At 63.8% G+C, this 16,579-nt stretch carries 15 protein-coding genes; 6 read left to right on the plus strand and 9 right to left on the minus strand.

The window, feature by feature from the left end; genetic code table 11:
* Nucleotides 1-37: 37 nt before the first annotated feature.
* Nucleotides 38-673 (plus strand): LysE family translocator, encoded by a 636-nt coding sequence (locus tag J3S28_RS17590; RefSeq protein WP_207842013.1) that lies wholly within the window; start codon nucleotides 38-40, stop codon nucleotides 671-673.
* Nucleotides 674-751: 78 nt separating this feature from the next.
* Here J3S28_RS17590 and J3S28_RS17595 read toward each other — a convergent pair whose 3' ends face one another.
* Nucleotides 752-1,894, minus strand: a complete 1,143-nt coding sequence (locus J3S28_RS17595; protein WP_207842014.1) for an acyl-CoA dehydrogenase family protein — start codon at nucleotides 1,892-1,894, stop codon at nucleotides 752-754.
* Between the two features lie 63 nt (nucleotides 1,895-1,957).
* Between J3S28_RS17595 and J3S28_RS17600 the strand changes: the two genes are divergently transcribed.
* A complete protein-coding gene (locus J3S28_RS17600; protein WP_207842015.1) occupies nucleotides 1,958-3,442 on the plus strand; it encodes a flavin-containing monooxygenase in 1,485 nt (494 codons plus the stop codon).
* 37 nt (nucleotides 3,443-3,479) lie between these two features.
* Here J3S28_RS17600 and J3S28_RS17605 read toward each other — a convergent pair whose 3' ends face one another.
* The 6 genes from J3S28_RS17605 to J3S28_RS17630 form a co-directional block, all read right to left on the minus strand.
* The gene (locus J3S28_RS17605) at nucleotides 3,480-4,028 is read right to left on the minus strand and encodes a molybdenum cofactor biosysynthesis protein (protein WP_207842016.1); all 549 of its coding nucleotides are present in this window, start codon (nucleotides 4,026-4,028) and stop codon (nucleotides 3,480-3,482) included.
* Nucleotides 4,029-4,056: 28 nt separating this feature from the next.
* Nucleotides 4,057-5,130: an NAD(P)H-dependent amine dehydrogenase family protein gene (locus J3S28_RS17610; protein WP_207842017.1), complete on the minus strand. Its 1,074-nt coding sequence runs from the start codon at nucleotides 5,128-5,130 to the stop codon at nucleotides 4,057-4,059.
* 60 nt (nucleotides 5,131-5,190) lie between these two features.
* Entirely contained in the window at nucleotides 5,191-5,931 is a 741-nt protein-coding gene (locus J3S28_RS17615) for a glucose 1-dehydrogenase (protein ID WP_207842018.1), read from the minus strand.
* A gap of 102 nt (nucleotides 5,932-6,033) precedes the next feature.
* Nucleotides 6,034-7,389 carry a diacylglycerol kinase family protein gene (locus J3S28_RS17620; RefSeq protein WP_207842019.1) on the minus strand — a complete coding sequence of 452 codons (1,356 nt, stop codon included), beginning with the start codon at nucleotides 7,387-7,389 and terminating at the stop codon, nucleotides 6,034-6,036.
* A 26-nt stretch (nucleotides 7,390-7,415) separates the two neighbouring features.
* On the minus strand, nucleotides 7,416-7,739 hold the full coding sequence (locus tag J3S28_RS17625) for an amphi-Trp domain-containing protein (protein ID WP_207842020.1): 324 nt from the start codon (nucleotides 7,737-7,739) through the stop codon (nucleotides 7,416-7,418).
* Between the two features lie 221 nt (nucleotides 7,740-7,960).
* On the minus strand, nucleotides 7,961-8,416 hold the full coding sequence (locus tag J3S28_RS17630) for a DUF6325 family protein (RefSeq protein WP_207842021.1): 456 nt from the start codon (nucleotides 8,414-8,416) through the stop codon (nucleotides 7,961-7,963).
* A 192-nt stretch (nucleotides 8,417-8,608) separates the two neighbouring features.
* On the opposite strand from J3S28_RS17630, the gene J3S28_RS17635 reads away from it, so the two are divergent.
* The gene (locus J3S28_RS17635; protein ID WP_207842022.1) at nucleotides 8,609-11,266 is read left to right on the plus strand and encodes a winged helix-turn-helix domain-containing protein; all 2,658 of its coding nucleotides are present in this window, start codon (nucleotides 8,609-8,611) and stop codon (nucleotides 11,264-11,266) included.
* Nucleotides 11,267-11,275: 9 nt separating this feature from the next.
* Here J3S28_RS17635 and J3S28_RS17640 read toward each other — a convergent pair whose 3' ends face one another.
* Entirely contained in the window at nucleotides 11,276-12,634 is a 1,359-nt protein-coding gene (locus J3S28_RS17640; RefSeq protein WP_207842172.1) for a DUF2252 domain-containing protein, read from the minus strand.
* A gap of 185 nt (nucleotides 12,635-12,819) precedes the next feature.
* On the opposite strand from J3S28_RS17640, the gene J3S28_RS17645 reads away from it, so the two are divergent.
* Complete coding sequence (locus tag J3S28_RS17645) at nucleotides 12,820-13,704, plus strand: aldo/keto reductase (RefSeq protein ID WP_207842023.1); 885 nt, start codon at nucleotides 12,820-12,822, stop codon at nucleotides 13,702-13,704.
* A gap of 443 nt (nucleotides 13,705-14,147) precedes the next feature.
* Nucleotides 14,148-15,362 (plus strand): HNH endonuclease, encoded by a 1,215-nt coding sequence (locus J3S28_RS17650; RefSeq protein WP_207842024.1) that lies wholly within the window; start codon nucleotides 14,148-14,150, stop codon nucleotides 15,360-15,362.
* A 66-nt stretch (nucleotides 15,363-15,428) separates the two neighbouring features.
* Here J3S28_RS17650 and J3S28_RS17655 read toward each other — a convergent pair whose 3' ends face one another.
* A complete protein-coding gene (locus J3S28_RS17655; RefSeq protein ID WP_207842025.1) occupies nucleotides 15,429-15,803 on the minus strand; it encodes an alpha/beta fold hydrolase in 375 nt (124 codons plus the stop codon).
* Between the two features lie 191 nt (nucleotides 15,804-15,994).
* Here J3S28_RS17655 and J3S28_RS17660 point away from each other — a divergent pair, with 191 nt between their 5' ends.
* On the plus strand, nucleotides 15,995-16,558 hold the full coding sequence (locus tag J3S28_RS17660) for a dihydrofolate reductase family protein (protein WP_207842026.1): 564 nt from the start codon (nucleotides 15,995-15,997) through the stop codon (nucleotides 16,556-16,558).
* Nucleotides 16,559-16,579 lie beyond the last annotated feature (21 nt).

Here is a 16,579-nt window from a genome sequence, read left to right on the forward strand (position 1 = left end):
GGGTTTGGGTCGTCTCCGGTGGGTACCCGAGATGGCGATGAGTCCTGAAACGGTTCTTGCCTTCTGTGGAATTGCCCTGCTCGCTTACGTCACGCCTGGTCCGGACTGGTTTGTGGTGATGAGACACGCGGTCCGGTCAAGGCGGTCCGGCTGGGTCGCTGCGATCGGCGTCCAATGCGGATTATTGGTCCACATGACGGCGGCCGCAGTGGGGGTCGCCGCGATTCTGCTGGCCAGCGCGACGGCGTTCACCGTGCTCAAGCTCGTCGGCGCCGCGTATCTGGTGTACCTCGGAGTCCGTGCGCTGCTGAATTCGCGTTCGAGCTCCGGCGGTTCCGTCACCGAGGCGCAGGAACCGGCCGACCTGCGGTTGTTCAGCGTCTGGCGCCAGTCGTTCATAGCGAACGTCCTGAACCCGAAAGCGGCGCTCTTCTTCGTGGCGGTGCTCCCGCAGTTCGTGTCCACCGGTGGCGCTGTCACGCTGCAGATCCTCGGGCTCGGTGTGATCGACGTTGCCTTGGGAGTCGTCTGGTGGGCGGTGTTCGTGTTCGGAGTGCACCGCCTTCGGACGCTCATGGGTGGACGGCGTGCCAGGGTTCTGACCGACCGGATCTCGGGAACCGCTCTGATCGGATTGGGCGGGGGATTGGCGCTGACGCCGGCGAAGATGTGAGACCTGGTCGGTTGATGTCTGGCCTCGACCACTCCGCCGCGCGGCAGCGAGTAACTATTACTGAGAAACGCAGGAACGCTACAGCGATCGGGCGACTATTTCCTTCATGATCTCGTTGGTGCCCGCGTAGATTTTCTGTACGCGTCCGTCGGTCCACATACGGCCGATCGGATACTCGCTCATGTAGCCGTATCCGCCGAAGAGCTGGACACACTCGTCGAGAACCGACATCGCGCGGTCAGTGGTCCACCACTTGGCCATCGCGACCGTCGGGATGTCAAGCTCGCCCGTGAGGTGCTTGACGATGCAGTCGTCGACGAAGACTCGCGCGATGCGAGTCTCTGTGGCCGCCTCGGCGAGCTTGAACTTGGTGTTCTGGAAACCGAAGACCGGACGTCCGAACGCCTGACGGTCCTTGGTGTAGGCAATGGTCTGTGCGACAGCAGATTCCATGCCCGCGACCGAGGCGACGGCGATGATGAGACGCTCCTGCGGGAGCTGTTGCATGAGCTGGATGAAGCCCTGGCCCTCCTCGGTGCCGAGCAGGTTCGCGACCGGAACCCGGACGCCGTCGAAGAACAGTTCCGAGGTGTCCTGTCCTCGCTGGCCGATCTTGTCGAGCACTCGCCCTCGCCGGAAACCTTCGCGGTCGCCCTCGACGAGCACCAGCGAGATGCCCTTGGCTCCCTCACCGGTGTCGGTCTTGACCACGACGATGATGAGGTCGGCCTGAGAACCGTTGGTTATGAACGTCTTCGACCCGTCGATGACGTAGTCGTCGCCGTCGCGAATCGCCTTGGTCTTGATGTTCTGCAGATCCGATCCGGTGCCCGGCTCGGTCATGGCGATGGCGCCGACCACCTCACCAGAGGCCATCTTCGGCAACCACCGCTGCTTTTGCTCCTCTGTCCCGTAGGCGAGCAGGTAATGGGCGATGATGCCGTTGTGCAGGCTGACGCCCCACGACGAGTCACCGACCCGAGCCTGCTCCTCGATCAGCACCGCCTCATGTGCGAACGTGCCGCCACCGCCGCCGTACTCCTCAGGGATCGACATGCACAGCAGGCCGAGCTCTCCCGCCTGATTCCACAGATCACGATCAACGTGATGCTGGTCGATGTACTTGTCGACGTTGGGAGCGACGGTCTTCTCGAAAAACGACCGGACCAGACCACGCAGGTCGTCCAGGTCGTCAGTCGCCCAAGGGGAGACGTGAGTCATGGGGTTACCTTCCGGATTGCCATGGGATGCGGATGTTGTCATCACGGAGCGTAACATTGAGCAATGGCAGTAACGAGGCACCATGAAATCGTCGTCGTCGGCGGTGGCTTCTCCGGTTTGGGGACCGCGATCGCACTCAAAAGGGCCGGTTTTCACGACCTGCTCATCATCGACGACGCCGATGGTCCCGGCGGCACCTGGCAGTGGAACACCTACCCGGGTGTGGCCGTCGACATCCCGTCGTTCAGCTACCAATTTTCGTTCGCCCAGCGATCGACCTGGTCACGCAGCTACGCACCAGGCCGTGAGCTACGCGTGTACGCCCAGCAGATCGTCGATGAATACAACCTCGCGCCCCACCTGCAGTTCTGCACCCGGGTCCACAAGGCCACGTTCGACGCACAGGCCGCGCGCTGGTCGATCTCGACCAGTTCCGGGGATGTCACCGCACGCTGGTTGATTCACGCCGGTGGGCCGCTGAGCCAGCCCAAGCTGCCCGAGATCGACGGCATGGACACCTTCGAGGGCGCGACGATGCATACCAGCCGATGGAACCACGAGGTGTCCTTGGCGGGTAAACGGGTCGGGATCATCGGCACCGGAGCGACGGCGGTACAGGTAATCCCTGAGATCGCACCCGACGTCAAGTATTTGACCGTCTTTCAACGCACCCCTATCTGGTGTCTGCCGAAACCGGACTTCCCCCTCGGTCGCGTCGGACGCGCCGGCCTGAAGAAGGTGCCCGGAGTCAGGCAGGCCGCCCGCCTGGCGAGCCAGGCGTTCGTCGAGGTGACGTTCCCTGTGTTGGCGCATTTCCATCGGTGGGTTCCCGGTACCTTCGCCCTCGAAGTTGCCGCCCGCAAGTATGTCGCCATGCAGGTCCTCGACCCGACCACACGGAGCAAGCTCACGCCCACCTACGCCCTCGGGTGCAAACGGCCGAGCTTCCACAATTCATATCTGTCGACGTTCAACCGTGACAACGTCGCCCTGGAAACCAGGTCCATCGAGGCGATCACCCCAAAGGGGATCAGGACTACCGACGGGGTCGAACACGAACTCGACGTACTCATCCTGGCCACAGGTTTCAAGGTCACCGACAAGGATGCGTTACCGACCTACCAGCTCACCTCGAACGACGGCACCGACTTGGCCGAGCACTGGGATGCCGAGCGGTTCCACTCCTACCAGGGCGTCACGACGGCGGGCTTCCCGAACTTCTTCACCGTCTTCGGCCCCTACGGCTACAACGGCGCCTCCTTCTTCACGCTGGTCGAGAACAGTGCGACTCACATCGTGCGGGTACTCGACGAAGCTCGCCGCCGCCAAGCCACGTCGGCCGAAGTGACCGCGGCGGCACAGGACAAGTACATGACCTCGATATTGGCGCGCCGCCCGTTGCAAGTGTTCACCAACCCGACCTGCGCGGGCGCAAACAGCTACTACTTCACCAACAACGGTGATGTGCCCTTCCGGGCATCGACCACACTGGAAGCAGCGTGGCAGAGCCGGCGGTTCTCCCTTGACGACTACACCTTCGCCAAGTAGGCAGCGGAACACTCCCCGGGCGATGTCGCGCCAGTCCTCAGATCGGCTGGGCCCGACGGACTTGCTCTGCCACCCGCGCCGGGTCGAGTTCCACATTGCAGGAGATGACTGCCGGCCCGACGCGCAGGACCCCGGATGTCAGCGGTTGCGTCCGTAGTCCGCCGCGTCCGATCAGTGCTTTGCGGGTACCTTCGCCTGCCATCGTGTCCATCCACACGCAGGGGTGGGCGGGACGTCCGCCGCGGAATCGGACTGGCCCGTCGCCGGTGTCGATCTCGAACTCCTCGCCCCTCAGCGGATCGAGTTCCAGTCCACGGACCATGACGTTGCGGCGGGCCACCGCCGGATCGACGTCTCCTGCCGCGGCCTCCCAGGCCTCGAGGGCGAGAAAGGTGATGGCCGCCTCGGTGTGCGCCCGGACGCCGAAGAAGCGGTCACCGCGAATGCCCTTGTTCGCGGTGATCTCGACGACGTCGGGTGTCTGCGTCGTGACGTCGGCCGCCGGTCCGTCCTTCGCCCGGCCGAAGTAGGCGTGGGCAGGGGACACCAGGAGCGACACGATGTCGAAGTGGTATTCGCGATCCATCCCATTACCCTGGCACGCGAGTGGCGGATCAGCCGACGTAGAGGCCTTTACCGGTGACGAGGGGCAAGTCCAGGGTGGTGCGGATCCCGGGTGGCGCTGCGATGACGGCCGGTATGGCGTTGACGATGCGACCGGCGGCGGCCACGATCGCCGCATGGTTGTGGTCGCCCTTGACGCTGGTCGGGCAGATGTCGACGGCGTAGTTGGGTTCGCCGATGATCTCCACGCGGTACGAACCACCTTCTTGCGCGGGCCGCGCCCAGTCCGGGCGCAGGTCGTCGCGCAGTCGGGTGACGTGCTCGACGACGATCGCGGAGTGTCCCCTGACCTTTCCGTGGATCTCGAATCGCATGGCGGCAACGGTGCCCTTCTCGATTCTTCCCACTGCGACATCGAAACTTTCGGGGGCAGGTTCCAATTCGAAGTTCTCGGTGATCTCGTCGACCTCGATACCGAGACCGGCCGCGAGTTGCCGAATCGTTGTGCCCCAGGTGAACCCGAGAATGCCGGGTTGGAAGAGGATCGGTAAGTCGTCGAGGGGTTTGCCGAACCCCATGACGTCGAACATCACGGTGGCGCCATCGTAAGTGGCGTAGTCGGCGATCTCCATGACGCGGATCTGTTCCACGCGCTGACACGTCCCCGCCAGTGCGAGTGGGATCAGATCGTTGGCGAAACCTGGATCGACGCCCGTGATGAAGATACTGACGTCGCCCGTGTGGGCCGAGGCCTCGACCCGATCGATGTTCTTGTCGGGCAACAGCTGCCAGGGGAATTGCAAGATAACGGGCGACGAGCCGACCACATCGACTCCGGCTTCCAGAATCTTCTGACAATCCCTGAGCGCATCGCCGGTACGGATGTCGCCCATGGCGCAGTAGACGACGCAGTCGGGTTTCGTCGCCAGCACCGCGTCGATGTCGCCGACTGCAGTGACGCCGGTGGTGACGTCGAGGCCTGCCAGTTCGCCGGCGTCCTTGCCCACCTTGGATTCCGTGGAAACGCCCACTGCGGTCAGCTGGTAATCCGCGCTCTCGATGAGTTGGGTCAGCGCCAGGCGGCCGACGTTGCCGGTGCCGATGAGGGCGACGCGAATCGCCATGGATTTCTCCTCAGAAGTGTTGCTGTGCAGGGTGTTCGAGCGGGATCGACGCGAAGCAGGTCACATCGACTTGTGCGGGACGTCTGTGACCAAACCGCCGTCGACGACGAACTCGGTGCCGGTTGCATACGAGGATTCGTCGCTGGCCAGGAACAGCACGAATGTGGAGACCTCGCTCGAGTCTCCCGGCCGGCCCAGTGGGATCGTCACCAGGTCGTCCGGGATGTTCTCGGTCATCGGGGTACGAATGAGGCCCGGATGCAGTGAATTCACGCGGATGTTGTGGGGGGCCAGTTCCAGGGCGACGGACTTGGCCAACCCGCGAACCGCCCATTTCGTCGCGACGTATCCGTGTGCCCAGGGTGCCCCACGAAGACCTTCGATGGACGAGACGTTGATGATGGAACCGCTTCCGGCGGCGATCATGGCGTCGGTCGACGCCTGGATCCCGTAGAACGTGCCGGTGAGATTCACATCGATGATCTTGTGCCATTTGTCGTGCTTGAACTTCTGGATCGAACTGCCGTTCGCGATACCTGCGTTGTTGACGAGCACATTCAGCGAGCCGAAATCCTCGACGGCGACCCCGACCGCGGCCTGCCACTGGTCGAACTGTGACACGTCCAGGTGGACGTATCGCGCAGAGTCGCCGAGTTCATCGGCGAGCGCCTGGCCCTTCTCGTCAAGGATGTCCCCGATCACGACCTTGGCGCCTTCGGCGACCAGGAGTCGGGCGTGTGATGCGCCCATCCCCTGAGCCCCGCCGCTGATGATTGCCACTTTTCCGTCCACTCGTCCCATGGTAGGCACGCTACCTCGACCATCAGACATGTGTCCAGACTCAAGTTTTGTTTGGTGTCCATTCGCCGCGGCTTCGGCATCGGTGACGAATCGTAGGACGAGCTACGAGGACTTCAGACCAGCAGCACCGGAGCCCCGAGTGCCGAACGCGAGCTCGCGCAGCCGAACCCAGTCCAGTGGCGTCGGCGGGCGACGTATTCCGGGTCGGTTCCGCGGAACCAGGACCCGCAGTGCGCCTGGTGTGATGGTGCACCGCACGGGAGTGGAGAACATCAGCGCTTCGCCGTCGACGCCGACCGGGATCTCCGGTGCATCGGCCTCGACCACGACGTCGCCGACGGTGCTCTGGGTCAGTCCCTGTTGTCGGGTGCGGCGAAGCAGACCGAGGGCGTCTTTGGTGCTGTCGACCGAGATGGTGACCATTCCGAGGACGCCGCGGTCGATCCGCGGCCGATGGCCGAGTCCTGCGAGATCGTGAGTCTCATAGGGCCCGTTGCTGACCAGCACGGCCTGGGGATTGTCGATCGTCACGTTTCCCGCTCGGACCCGCAGTCCGGCGCCCCGGTGGTTGCCGATCAGGTCGGGCAGCATCCGCAGCATCGTGCCCCGTTTGTCATCGCGATATTCGGGACTTTGCACCACTTCGGCGTACGCGCCGAACGATGCGTTGTTCACGAACGTGCGGCCCTCGATCTCGCCCAGATCGACGCGGATCTCCGTCCCGTCGACCAGCGCATCGAGGCACGTGGCCGGATCGTCGAGGTCGAGTCCGAGATCGCTTGCAAAGTGATTGCGCGTGCCGGCACTGATCACCAGATACGGGAGGTCGTGTTCGGCAGCGATACCCGCGACGAGTGCCTGTGTCCCGTCGCCGCCCGCAACTCCGAGTAGATCGGCCCCGCGCTCGACCGCGTCCCGGGTCAGCGCTGCGACGTCGACGATGTCGGCGCCGTCGAGAAGTGCGACCTCGGCACCGAGCGCCTCAGCTTTTCTCTTCAGGTCGAACGTGCCGACCTTCCCTCCACCGGATCGGGGATTCATCACCAGGAACGCGTGCTCAGGTGGCGATGAGCCGCGCTCTGGCATTGCTGCGCCGCCATGGTCCCGCCGCAGCGCGGAATGGGCGCAGATCCCGGCGATCATCAGCAAGACGATCGACGTCAGCACCACCCACAGCAGATTCGCTCGAATGAGTATGCCCAGAAACACAAGTGGGGCAACGACCAGCGCCGCCAGCGACAGCCAACGCGCCACTCCACGAGTGGACAGGAACCAGAACAGGCCGACGATCGCGATCACCAGCGTGCCCACCGCCCCGATCAGCAGTGTCACCGTGTGTAGGCCCGCGAACACCACGAGGACTGCCGCCGTGGCAAATACGGCAAGAAACGCCGCCCGTGCGAACCAGCGGGCGGCAGCCGGCGGCGCGGGGTCCGGGTTGCCGCGGTGGCTGTTCATCCGACGACGGTGCCAGGTGCGGCGTACTACTTGGCTGCCGCTTTACGCGGCCGAGCCCGCCGGGTCGCCTTGGCCGGTGTGGCCGCGGCCGGTTCGGGTGCTGTGTCGGCGGTCGCGGCAGAAGCTCCGTCGCGCCAACTGATCTCGATCTCGATCTCCGTCTCGTCCCCGTCCACCTCGATCTCGAGCTCGAACTGGACTCGGTCGGCGACCTCGACGGTGATCGACTCACCGCCGGCCCCCAGGTCCACCTCGGAACCGCCGGCAAGGGCCTTGCCGAGGGCTATGAGTCTGTCGGACACCTGCTTACGGGTCAGCTCGGACGTCTTCTTGATCTCCAATTTCGGCATGATGCGCTCCTGGCTTCTCGTCGATGTACAGATCGGTTTGATGTGAAACATTTTCTGGCTCGCCGGCTCCGGGCCGGCGATCGCGGTCATGGGCAGGGGAGCTCTGGCGACGACGGATACCCTCGGCGACAACCGCTGCGCCGTCCGTGTTCGTCCGCTGCCTGATGACAGGGTGCCCGATCACCGCGCGTCTCGTTGCTCTTCCGTGGCGCATCGTCATGTCAATCCGCCTCGGAGTGGTCGGCTTCGAGCGTCGCGACGATCGCTCGGGACGGGATGCGCCCCTGCGCGACGATCTGCGCGGAGACCTGTCGGGCAGATGCTGAAATCGACGCGACGCCGATGTTCTCCCAGACGATCACCGCGGCGGTGGCGCCTGATCGGATCGCCCTCGCCAGGTTGTCGATGTCGTCGGCCGCCAGGATCTCGGCCAGTGTCCCTGTGAGTGAGCCCAACTCAGAGGCTTCCCCCAGGTCTTCGACCTCGGTCACCGAGATGTCGCCCAGCGCCGACTTCGTGACGATGAGCAGATCGAGCACCCGGATGACGCCGCGGTCGACGAGGTCCAGCAATGATCGCGTCATGGCAGCGGGGACATTGTGCTCCCCGGCCACGAACTCGACGATCACGTAGTCGACCGGACTCAGTTCGGCGTAGTCGATCAACCGGACCTCCATGTGCAGTCGTGCACGTCGGCGTGGAGCACTGCGCGCACGTTCGACGGTGAGTGACGCCAGTGTCCCAATCGATGTCTGGTGCTGTCGTCATCCGTAGGGAATGAGATGTGCGCGCGGGTAAGAAGACTTACTATTGGACCCAGGTGTTCCACGGGAGGGGCCTGGAACAATACCGGAAGAGGTGGTCAAGACATGGCCGACCAGTACACCGCTGCATTTCGCTTGCGTACGTCCCGATCGGATCCTCCGCCGGGTTTCGTCGAGCGTCAGCGCCTGAACTCGATGCTGAACCGTGGCGCTCGTCGAGCCGTCACCATCGTCTGCGCCGGGCCCGGTTACGGTAAGACCCTTGCGGTCTCGGCCTGGGTCGGGCGCGGTGATCCTCCGGGTCCGGTTGCTTGGCTGACCGCTGACAGCAGATATGACGTGCAGGGTCTGTGGGCTGACCTGCTGGACGCACTGCGGATTGCCGGAGTCGTGCCGCAGTCGAGTGTGCTCGCCACCCTGACTCCGGGAGTGCAGTTCGGCGAGCCCGAACTGGACCGGATCGTGGAGGCTCTGATGCATCTGCCGACCCCGATCGTCGTCGTGCTCGACGATTTCCACCACATCACTGACCCCGCCGCCCTGGACAGCCTCAATCGCGTCGCGGAGTACCGCATTCCGCAATTGCGCCTGGTGTTGGTCTCCCGCACCGAGCCCGGCCTGCGGCTGTCCAGACTCCGCCTCGTCGATGAGGTCGCCGACATCGATGGCAACGACCTGATGTACACGGCCGCGGAGACCCGCGAGGTGTGCGCCCGGAGTGGGGTGACCTTCGCCGACGGCGCATTGACCGAGCTCCACAGACGCACGCAGGGCTGGCCGGCAGGACTTCGGCTGGCGATGATCAGCGTCGGCGAGGCTGCCGGAGCAGTTCCGGCCCTCGAGCACTTCAGCGGCAACAACCGCAGGGTCGCCGAGTATCTGCTGGAGGAGATACTCGACCGGCTCTCGCCTAGCGACCGCCTGTTCCTTCTTGCCACGAGTGTCGTCGATCAGATGACCGCAGAGCTCGCGCGAGCACTGTCCGGTCGCGTGGACAGCAGGCAGGTTCTCGAGAACCTGGTGGCACGTAATGCGTTGACAGTGCGACTGTCGGATCGCCCGAACTGGTTCCGCTACCACCCGCTACTCCGAGAATTGTTGCAGGACAGGCTCTCCTCCGAGAATCCTGACAGTGTCGCCGAACTGAACCGCCGGGCCGCGGACTGGTACGTCGGGAGGAACGAACCGATCGATGCGCTGCGCCACTATGCATACGCCCGTGATTGGGCAACAGTGGCAAGAGTTCTCGGTCAGGTCGCCCTGCCGCTGATCCTGACCCCGCAGGCTGCGGCTCTGGTGTCGGCACTGTCGACCGTGTACGACGACGTGGCGAGGTCACCAACTGCCGAGACCTTGATCGTTGCGTTGGTGTGCGACTATCAGCGACACGACTTCGAGTCGATGCAGCGCAATGCCGACGACGCGGCGTTGCTGTTGGATGGGCTGGGCAACCCATTGGCCGACGTGTATCGGGTCATCATCGCCATGGCGCACACCGTTCATGCCAGGGCGTGGTCGCCGTCACGGCTGGTGGACACCGCGGACGCGTTGGTCGAACTTCTCGATCACGTTCCCCGACAGGAGGTTCCGGCGTCCGCTGCCTATGCCCTCGTCGCCATCAACAACCGCGCGACGGGACTCGTGCACGAGGGCCACCTCGACCAGGCGCAGATTGCGCTGTCCGCGGTGCGCACCCAGGGCGGACATCTCGGCATTGGTTTGACGGTGCTCTCGGCCGCATCCTATCTGTCGCTGATCGAGTTCCTGCTGGGTGATCTCGATCAGGCGGAGACCGAATCGACGGCGTCGTTGGCGGCTGCGGAGAGGCGGGGATGGGCGCGTGAACCCCAGTTGTTGGCCGCCTACGCAGCGGCGGCCCTGGTTCATCTCGAACGAGGTGAACTGGAGAAGGCCGAGCGGTACATCGACGCGGGCCTGACCGCCAGTACGAGAGGGTCTGACTTCGGTTGCCGGCTTCTCCTGCACGTGGCCGCCGTCCGCATCGCCGTTGCCCGCCGGGAACCGTCGACGGCACGGACGGCACTCCATCGTCTCGACCTGCTGACGGCGGCGGTTGCGTTGCCAGCCTTGTTGGCTGCGTGGTCACGCGCGTGCCACGCCGAGGTCGCGATGGCGGCAGGAGAACCCCACAGTGCGCTCGACGTCATCGGCGACCCCGTCGACGAAGTGGATTATGCGTCGAGCCTGATGCGCATCACACGCGCCAGAGCGCTGCTCGAACTCGCCCGGCCCGCCGCTGCTCTCGATGAGCTTCGTCCGGCAGGTCGGTTCGCCGAATTTCGGGCACTCGCCGCCGAAGGTGCGCTGCTGGAGGCGACCGCGCAAGGTCATCTTCGGCGCGACAACATAGCCGTCGAAAGGATTGGCGCGGCGGTGGCGTTGTCCGCGCCGATCGGGTTACGGCGTCCGTTCCTTCTGCAGGATGCGCAGATACCGATTCAGCTGAACCGGTACATCCGCCTCAGCGGCGACCGCAGCTCGTTCGTCACCGAACTCGCGGGCACCTTCGGTGTCGTCACCGAACAGGCGACGCCGCCGGCGACTGTCTTGCAAGACCTCACCGAACGCGAACTCGCAGTGCTGAAGTATCTGCCGACCATGCTCAAATCGTCGGAGATAGCAGCTGATCTGTTCGTGTCGGTGAACACCGTGAAGACTCACCAACGCTCGATCTACCGAAAGTTGGGTGTGTCCAACCGCCGAGAGGCGGTGGAGTCGGCGCGGTATTGGGAGATGCTCTAGACGACAGGGTCAGGGAACGTCGGGCCAGCCTCGCTCGGCTGGGATGTCGCCATCGGCAGCGGCTTTGGCCAACTGTGCATGGTCGGCGGTGTTCTGGTCGGCGTAGGCGCTCGAGAACTCGACAAGGGCATCCTCTACTTTGTCGCTGTTCCCCAGGTAATCAGCGATCGCCGCCGAATCCCCACTGCGGGCGTGCGCCCGGGCCAGCACATGACCGCAGGCAGCGGCGAACCGCGGTAGCACCGGAGCCACGCCCTCGCCTTTCGGGATCACCTTGCCGTCCCGGAATTGACGCACATAGAAGTCCAGATCCAGATCCAACTCCTGCCACTCGAACGAGGTCCAGCCCACGAACATGTCGGTGGCGCTCTGGATGAGATGCTGCCCGTGCACGACTCGGGCGCCGTGGTTGTCGTACTTGCTCCGGCCGAGAAATTGTTCGTACACAGACGGTCCGGCCTGTTTGACCTGGAGGAACAGGGGGTCTCCGGTACGACGTTCTTCGAGCAACGTCAGGAAGACCCGCATGCCGACACTGCCCACACCCACGACCTGGCGCACGGCGTCCACCGCGTCGTACCGGGTGAGCAGATTTCCGAGATGGTCGGGGACCGACTCGTGGTACTTCGACAGGACCGTCCGCAAGATCTGTTCCGCGGCGTCACCGAGTCGGTGGGTCCGGTATGGCGGATCCTCGGTGATCTGTCTCTTTCCCTCGACCGTGGTGAGCAGCTTTTTCGACACACCCCGACTGGTCCGTTTCTTGGCCCGGCTCTCGATGAGGGCGTCGAGCTTCTCTTCGTTTTCCTTCTTGGCGTACTGCACCAGTTGCTCGATGTCGATCTTGTCGTACCAGACATCGATCTGCGGCATCTCCGCGTAGGTCCTCATGTGCTTGCGATAGTTGCGGTAGCCCGCCCGAACCGCATCCTGCGCTGCCGATTCCGAGATCCCGTTGTCGCGTGCCAGCACGACCAGGCTCGCGAGAAAACGTTTGAGGTCCCATTCGAACGGCCCGGGCAAGGTCTCGTCGAAGTCGCGAAGATCGAAGATGAGGTTGCGTTCGGGCGATGTCCACATCCCGTAGTTGAGTACGTGTGCGTCGCCGCACATCTGGACCATGATGCCGGTGTGTGGGGTCGACGCCAGATCGGCGGCCATCACCGCTGCGGCACCGCGGTAATAGGTCCAGGGGGAGTGACTCATCCGGCCATGACGGATGGGCAACAGGTCGGGGGCCCGGATGTCGCTCTGCGCGAGAATCGTCTGCAGCGCGTCATGGCCACGCTTCTCGGAATTCCACCGTCCGAGCTCGCGGCGTGGGACCAACTTCCGGGACTGACGACCCGGGCTCGGATGTTCGGGCATCGGTGCGTCGACGAACTCGTGCTCCTGCGTCGGCCGTGCGTCGAGATCAGTCACCGGCACTCCTTTGTCGTGGTCTGCCCAAGCATTCTCCTCGACCGGGTGGTGAGCTTCATCCGATCTGGGTGAATCGGGCCCCGTACGTCAAGGACTCCCGGGCGGCCGACATCGCGCCTAGCGTGGAAGTCATGAGTATCCCGAATCTGACATTGAACAACGGCGTCGAGATCCCGAGCCTGGGCTTCGGCGTGTTCCAGACCCCACCCGACGAGACCGCCGTTGCGGTCGCGACCGCGCTGGAGACGGGCTATCGCCACATCGACACCGCTGCTGCCTACCTGAACGAGAAGGGGGTCGGCGACGCGATCGAGCGTTCCGATGTCGACCGTTCCGACATCTTCATCGAGACGAAGATCTGGATCACCGACTTCGGTTACGACGCCACTCTGCACGCCTTCGACAAGGCGGCCGGCAAACTGGGGGTCGAGCAACTCGACCTGCTGATCCTGCATCAGGCGCTACCCGGCGAGTTCGACCTCACGATCGCGGCGTACAAGGCACTGGAAACACTGCTCGCAGACGGCAAGGTCCGGGCCATCGGTGTCAGTAACTTCATGCCCGACCATCTCGATCGCCTGCTGGAAGAAACTTCTGTTGTTCCGGCGATCAATCAGATCGAGGTCCATCCCTACTTCCGCCAGTCGGAGCTCCTCGAGGTCAACGAGAAGCACGGCATTCTCTCGCAGGCTTGGGCTCCGATCGGCGGCATCACGTTCTACCGCGACGGCAAACATGGCTCCACACTGGAAGATCCGGTCATCAAGGAGATTGCTGCGGCGCACGGGAAGTCGCCCGCGCAGGCGATGCTGCGCTGGCACCTGCAGCAGGGGCGACAGGTGATCCCGAAATCGGTCACCCCGTCGCGGATCGTCGAGAACTTCGACGTCTTCGACTTCGAACTCACCGCCGATGACCTCGCTGCGATCGATGCCCTCGACACCGGAATCCGTGGCGGACCCGAGCCCGCGGTCGTCACGCGTGAGAAATTCGGCCTGGACATCCCGGAGGCGTGAACATGCAGATCGATCCCGTAATGCCGACAACGAAGAACCCGCCCGAGCAATTCACCGGAGACGTGTGGCTGGACCCCATCGCCTTTCCCCGTGAGGACGGCCAGCAGATGATCGTCGCGAAGGCGCGGTTCGCACCGGGGGCGCGGACGGCCTGGCACTCGCACGCTATTGGACAATGCCGACAACCCGCCGACCACCACCACGTGGCTAGAGCATGCGACCGATGAGGAGTACCTCAGCAGTAGTAGCTGACGGATCCTTTCCTTAGCCACCGAAAGATGTTGTAGAAGAACGGAATTGGGTCCGTTCCTGCCCTTGCGAACATGTGTTCGAGTGCGGTAGATTGTAGATAGTCGGCCCAATGATGACGAATCTTGATACATGCCCTTCCGGGAAGATGCCGCCGACTGTCCCTGTTGATCGTGGGTGGAAGGTGTTGTCTTATGCGGGTTCTCGATGCGGTATCGGCTGTGAGTGAGCTGGTGGTCCCTGGTGATTCTTCGGAGCTGTTGATGTTGGTGCGTGATCTGATCACGTTGCGTAATGCCACCGAGCATCAGGTCTCGGTGTGCGCTGCGGTTCTCGATGAGTTGGGTGTGGCGCGGCAGGCGGGGTCGACGACGTCGAAGTTGTTGGAAGCCAATGGTGCTGCGCCGGCGTCGGCGCAGCGGTGGATGCGGATCGGTGCCGGGCTGGCGGGCCTCGATCGCACGGCCGGGTGGGCCCGTGATGGGTACCTGTCGTCCGAGCATGTTGATGCGGTGGTCAAGGGCCTGGCCGGTATCGAGGGGCGCTCGGACGAGCCGGTCACCGACGCCGAGCGTTACGGATTTGGGGGGGAGCTGCTCAACGGGGCGGTGTCGGGGGCGCCGCCGGCTGAGATCAGTAGGACTGCTCGAAGTCTAGGTAACGCACTGGCTGCAGATACCGGTGGGAAACCGCCCGCGGAGGACCCTTCGCTGAACAGTCTCGATTATGCGGTCGGTAGCGACGGTCGGTGCGCGGGCAGGTTCGATCTGGATGTGAAGATCGGGGAGAAGTTGTTCTCCGCACTGGACTTCTGGTCGAAGCCGCGCCCGGAGCCTGATGGTTCCCCGGATGCGCGCACGCCGACGCAGGCGAGGGCCGATGCGTTGCATCAGTTGCTCGACTGCGGTGGTGGTGGGCAGGGGTTGATCTCGGCGCCGCGGACCGAGGTAAACGTGACCGTTCCTGCTGATCATCCTGATCAGGCGTCGTTGCGGTGGATGGGTCCGATCACCGAAGCAACGGCAGCGGCGCTGGCGTGTGATTCGACTTTCACCTTCATCACCCTCGATGGGCAGCAGGTGCCGATTGATCTGAGCCCACCGAAACGCTTGTTCACCGGGCCGGTCCGTAAAGCGATCATCATCCGCGACGAGCGCTGCATCAAGTGCGGGGCACCGGCGACGTGGACTGATGCCCATCACATCAAGCACTACATCGACGGCGGGGAAACAACCCTGGCCAATGGGTGTTTGTTGTGCCGGACCTGCCACGGCGCCGTCCACAACACCGGCTGGGACGTGATCATGGGGTCTGACGGGCATCCGTGGTTGATTCCGCCGGTCGAGATGGACCCACACCAGCGACCGCTGCCGGCCTACAACAGGCGAACCATGACCCTCGCCGCGTAACACCCTGCTACTGAACGACTCTGACTGGGCACTGACACTTTTCGACCAGCCGCACCTGACCGTGAGTCAGGACCGCGCACGCAACCTTGATAACTCCATAGTGTGAAAGCGCACGGTGTTGCCGCCCAGACGGGCTGGGCGGCAACACCGAGATCGGCTCAGAGGCCTTTGTCGGACAACAACGTCAACGTTGGGTTTGGCGTTGGGCGTACCGATCAGATCCGCGTAGTGTCGGCAGATCCGTTCGATGCCGACCTCGTTGAGTGAGTCGGGGGCGTCCCTGGTCTCCTGGACCGTCGCGCCGTCACCGGGCCACCCGGGTGCGGTGGCGGTGTAACCGTGCTCGGCGAACAGAGTGATCCACGGTTCCCACGCGCTCGAGTGGATCCACAATCCGTGGATGAAGATGACCGGATTTGTCCTACCGGCGGATGCAGTCATGCGATTGTCTGTTCCTTGTCGGTGGATGGGGTTCAGAGCGTCTTGACGGCACCTGGGTACGCAGATCCGGAAACGTTGACAACGAACACTCTGGCGCCTGTCGATTTCAGGAGAACCCGTTCGACGTATGGATGACAGACCGCAACCGCCACTACGGTGGGTGCGGCAGCCACGACATAGAGGACCAGAAAATGCGCACACTGATCGTCACCGCCTTTGTTTCCCTCGATGGCGTCATGGAGGCGCCAGGTGGGGAGCCGGGATACCGCAACTCGGGGTGGACCTTTAAAGACGTCGCGTTCGACCCCGCCGCGTACGAGATCAAGGGACGCGAACAAGAGGAGACCACCGCCCTCCTTCTCGGCCGGACCTCGTACGAGGCGTTCGCCCCGATCTGGCCCACGATGGACGACTTCGCCGGATACAACGCGATGCCGAGATACGTGGTCTCGACAACCTTGCAGTCCGACGACGAACGTTGGCCCGCAACAATTCTCCGCTCGGTGGACGACGTGGCGGCGTTGAAGGAGACCAAGGGCGGTCCGATCGCTGTGCACGGCAGCGCGACCCTCGGCCGCGGTCTCGCCGACGCCGGTCTCGTCGACCGCTATCACCTCCTCGTCTTCCCGCTGCTGCTCGGCGCAGGCAAGCGGTTGTTCAGCGACTCGGACAAGGACGCCACAAAACTGGATCTCGTGGAGTACGAGGCGTACGGCAACGGCATCCAGAAGCAGATCTTCGACGTCGTGCGCTGAGCAGGCCTCGGGTCGGGGCCC

It is taken from the genome of Williamsia soli (genome assembly GCF_017377795.1).
GTDB lineage: Bacteria > Actinomycetota > Actinomycetes > Mycobacteriales > Mycobacteriaceae > Williamsia > Williamsia soli.

Excerpts from the sequence above, each read along its gene's own strand:
- J3S28_RS17590 (WP_207842013.1), top strand. The coding sequence starts at position 38 with ATGAGTCCTGAAACGGTTCTTGCCTTCTGTGGAATTGCCCTGCTCGCT.
- J3S28_RS17610 (WP_207842017.1), bottom strand. The coding sequence starts at position 5,130 with ATGGCGATTCGCGTCGCCCTCATCGGCACCGGCAACGTCGGCCGCCTG.
- J3S28_RS17650 (WP_207842024.1), top strand. The coding sequence starts at position 14,148 with ATGCGGGTTCTCGATGCGGTATCGGCTGTGAGTGAGCTGGTGGTCCCT.
- J3S28_RS17645 (WP_207842023.1), top strand. The coding sequence starts at position 12,820 with ATGAGTATCCCGAATCTGACATTGAACAACGGCGTCGAGATCCCGAGC.
- J3S28_RS17600 (WP_207842015.1), top strand. The coding sequence starts at position 1,958 with ATGGCAGTAACGAGGCACCATGAAATCGTCGTCGTCGGCGGTGGCTTC.
- J3S28_RS17605 (WP_207842016.1), bottom strand. The coding sequence starts at position 4,028 with ATGGATCGCGAATACCACTTCGACATCGTGTCGCTCCTGGTGTCCCCT.
- J3S28_RS17625 (WP_207842020.1), bottom strand. The coding sequence starts at position 7,739 with ATGCCGAAATTGGAGATCAAGAAGACGTCCGAGCTGACCCGTAAGCAG.
- J3S28_RS17660 (WP_207842026.1), top strand. The coding sequence starts at position 15,995 with ATGCGCACACTGATCGTCACCGCCTTTGTTTCCCTCGATGGCGTCATG.
- J3S28_RS17630 (WP_207842021.1), bottom strand. The coding sequence starts at position 8,416 with ATGGAGGTCCGGTTGATCGACTACGCCGAACTGAGTCCGGTCGACTAC.
- J3S28_RS17655 (WP_207842025.1), bottom strand. The coding sequence starts at position 15,803 with ATGACTGCATCCGCCGGTAGGACAAATCCGGTCATCTTCATCCACGGA.
- J3S28_RS17620 (WP_207842019.1), bottom strand. The coding sequence starts at position 7,389 with ATGAACAGCCACCGCGGCAACCCGGACCCCGCGCCGCCGGCTGCCGCC.
- J3S28_RS17635 (WP_207842022.1), top strand. The coding sequence starts at position 8,609 with ATGGCCGACCAGTACACCGCTGCATTTCGCTTGCGTACGTCCCGATCG.
- J3S28_RS17595 (WP_207842014.1), bottom strand. The coding sequence starts at position 1,894 with ATGACTCACGTCTCCCCTTGGGCGACTGACGACCTGGACGACCTGCGT.
- J3S28_RS17615 (WP_207842018.1), bottom strand. The coding sequence starts at position 5,931 with ATGGGACGAGTGGACGGAAAAGTGGCAATCATCAGCGGCGGGGCTCAG.
- J3S28_RS17640 (WP_207842172.1), bottom strand. The coding sequence starts at position 12,634 with ATGCCCGAACATCCGAGCCCGGGTCGTCAGTCCCGGAAGTTGGTCCCA.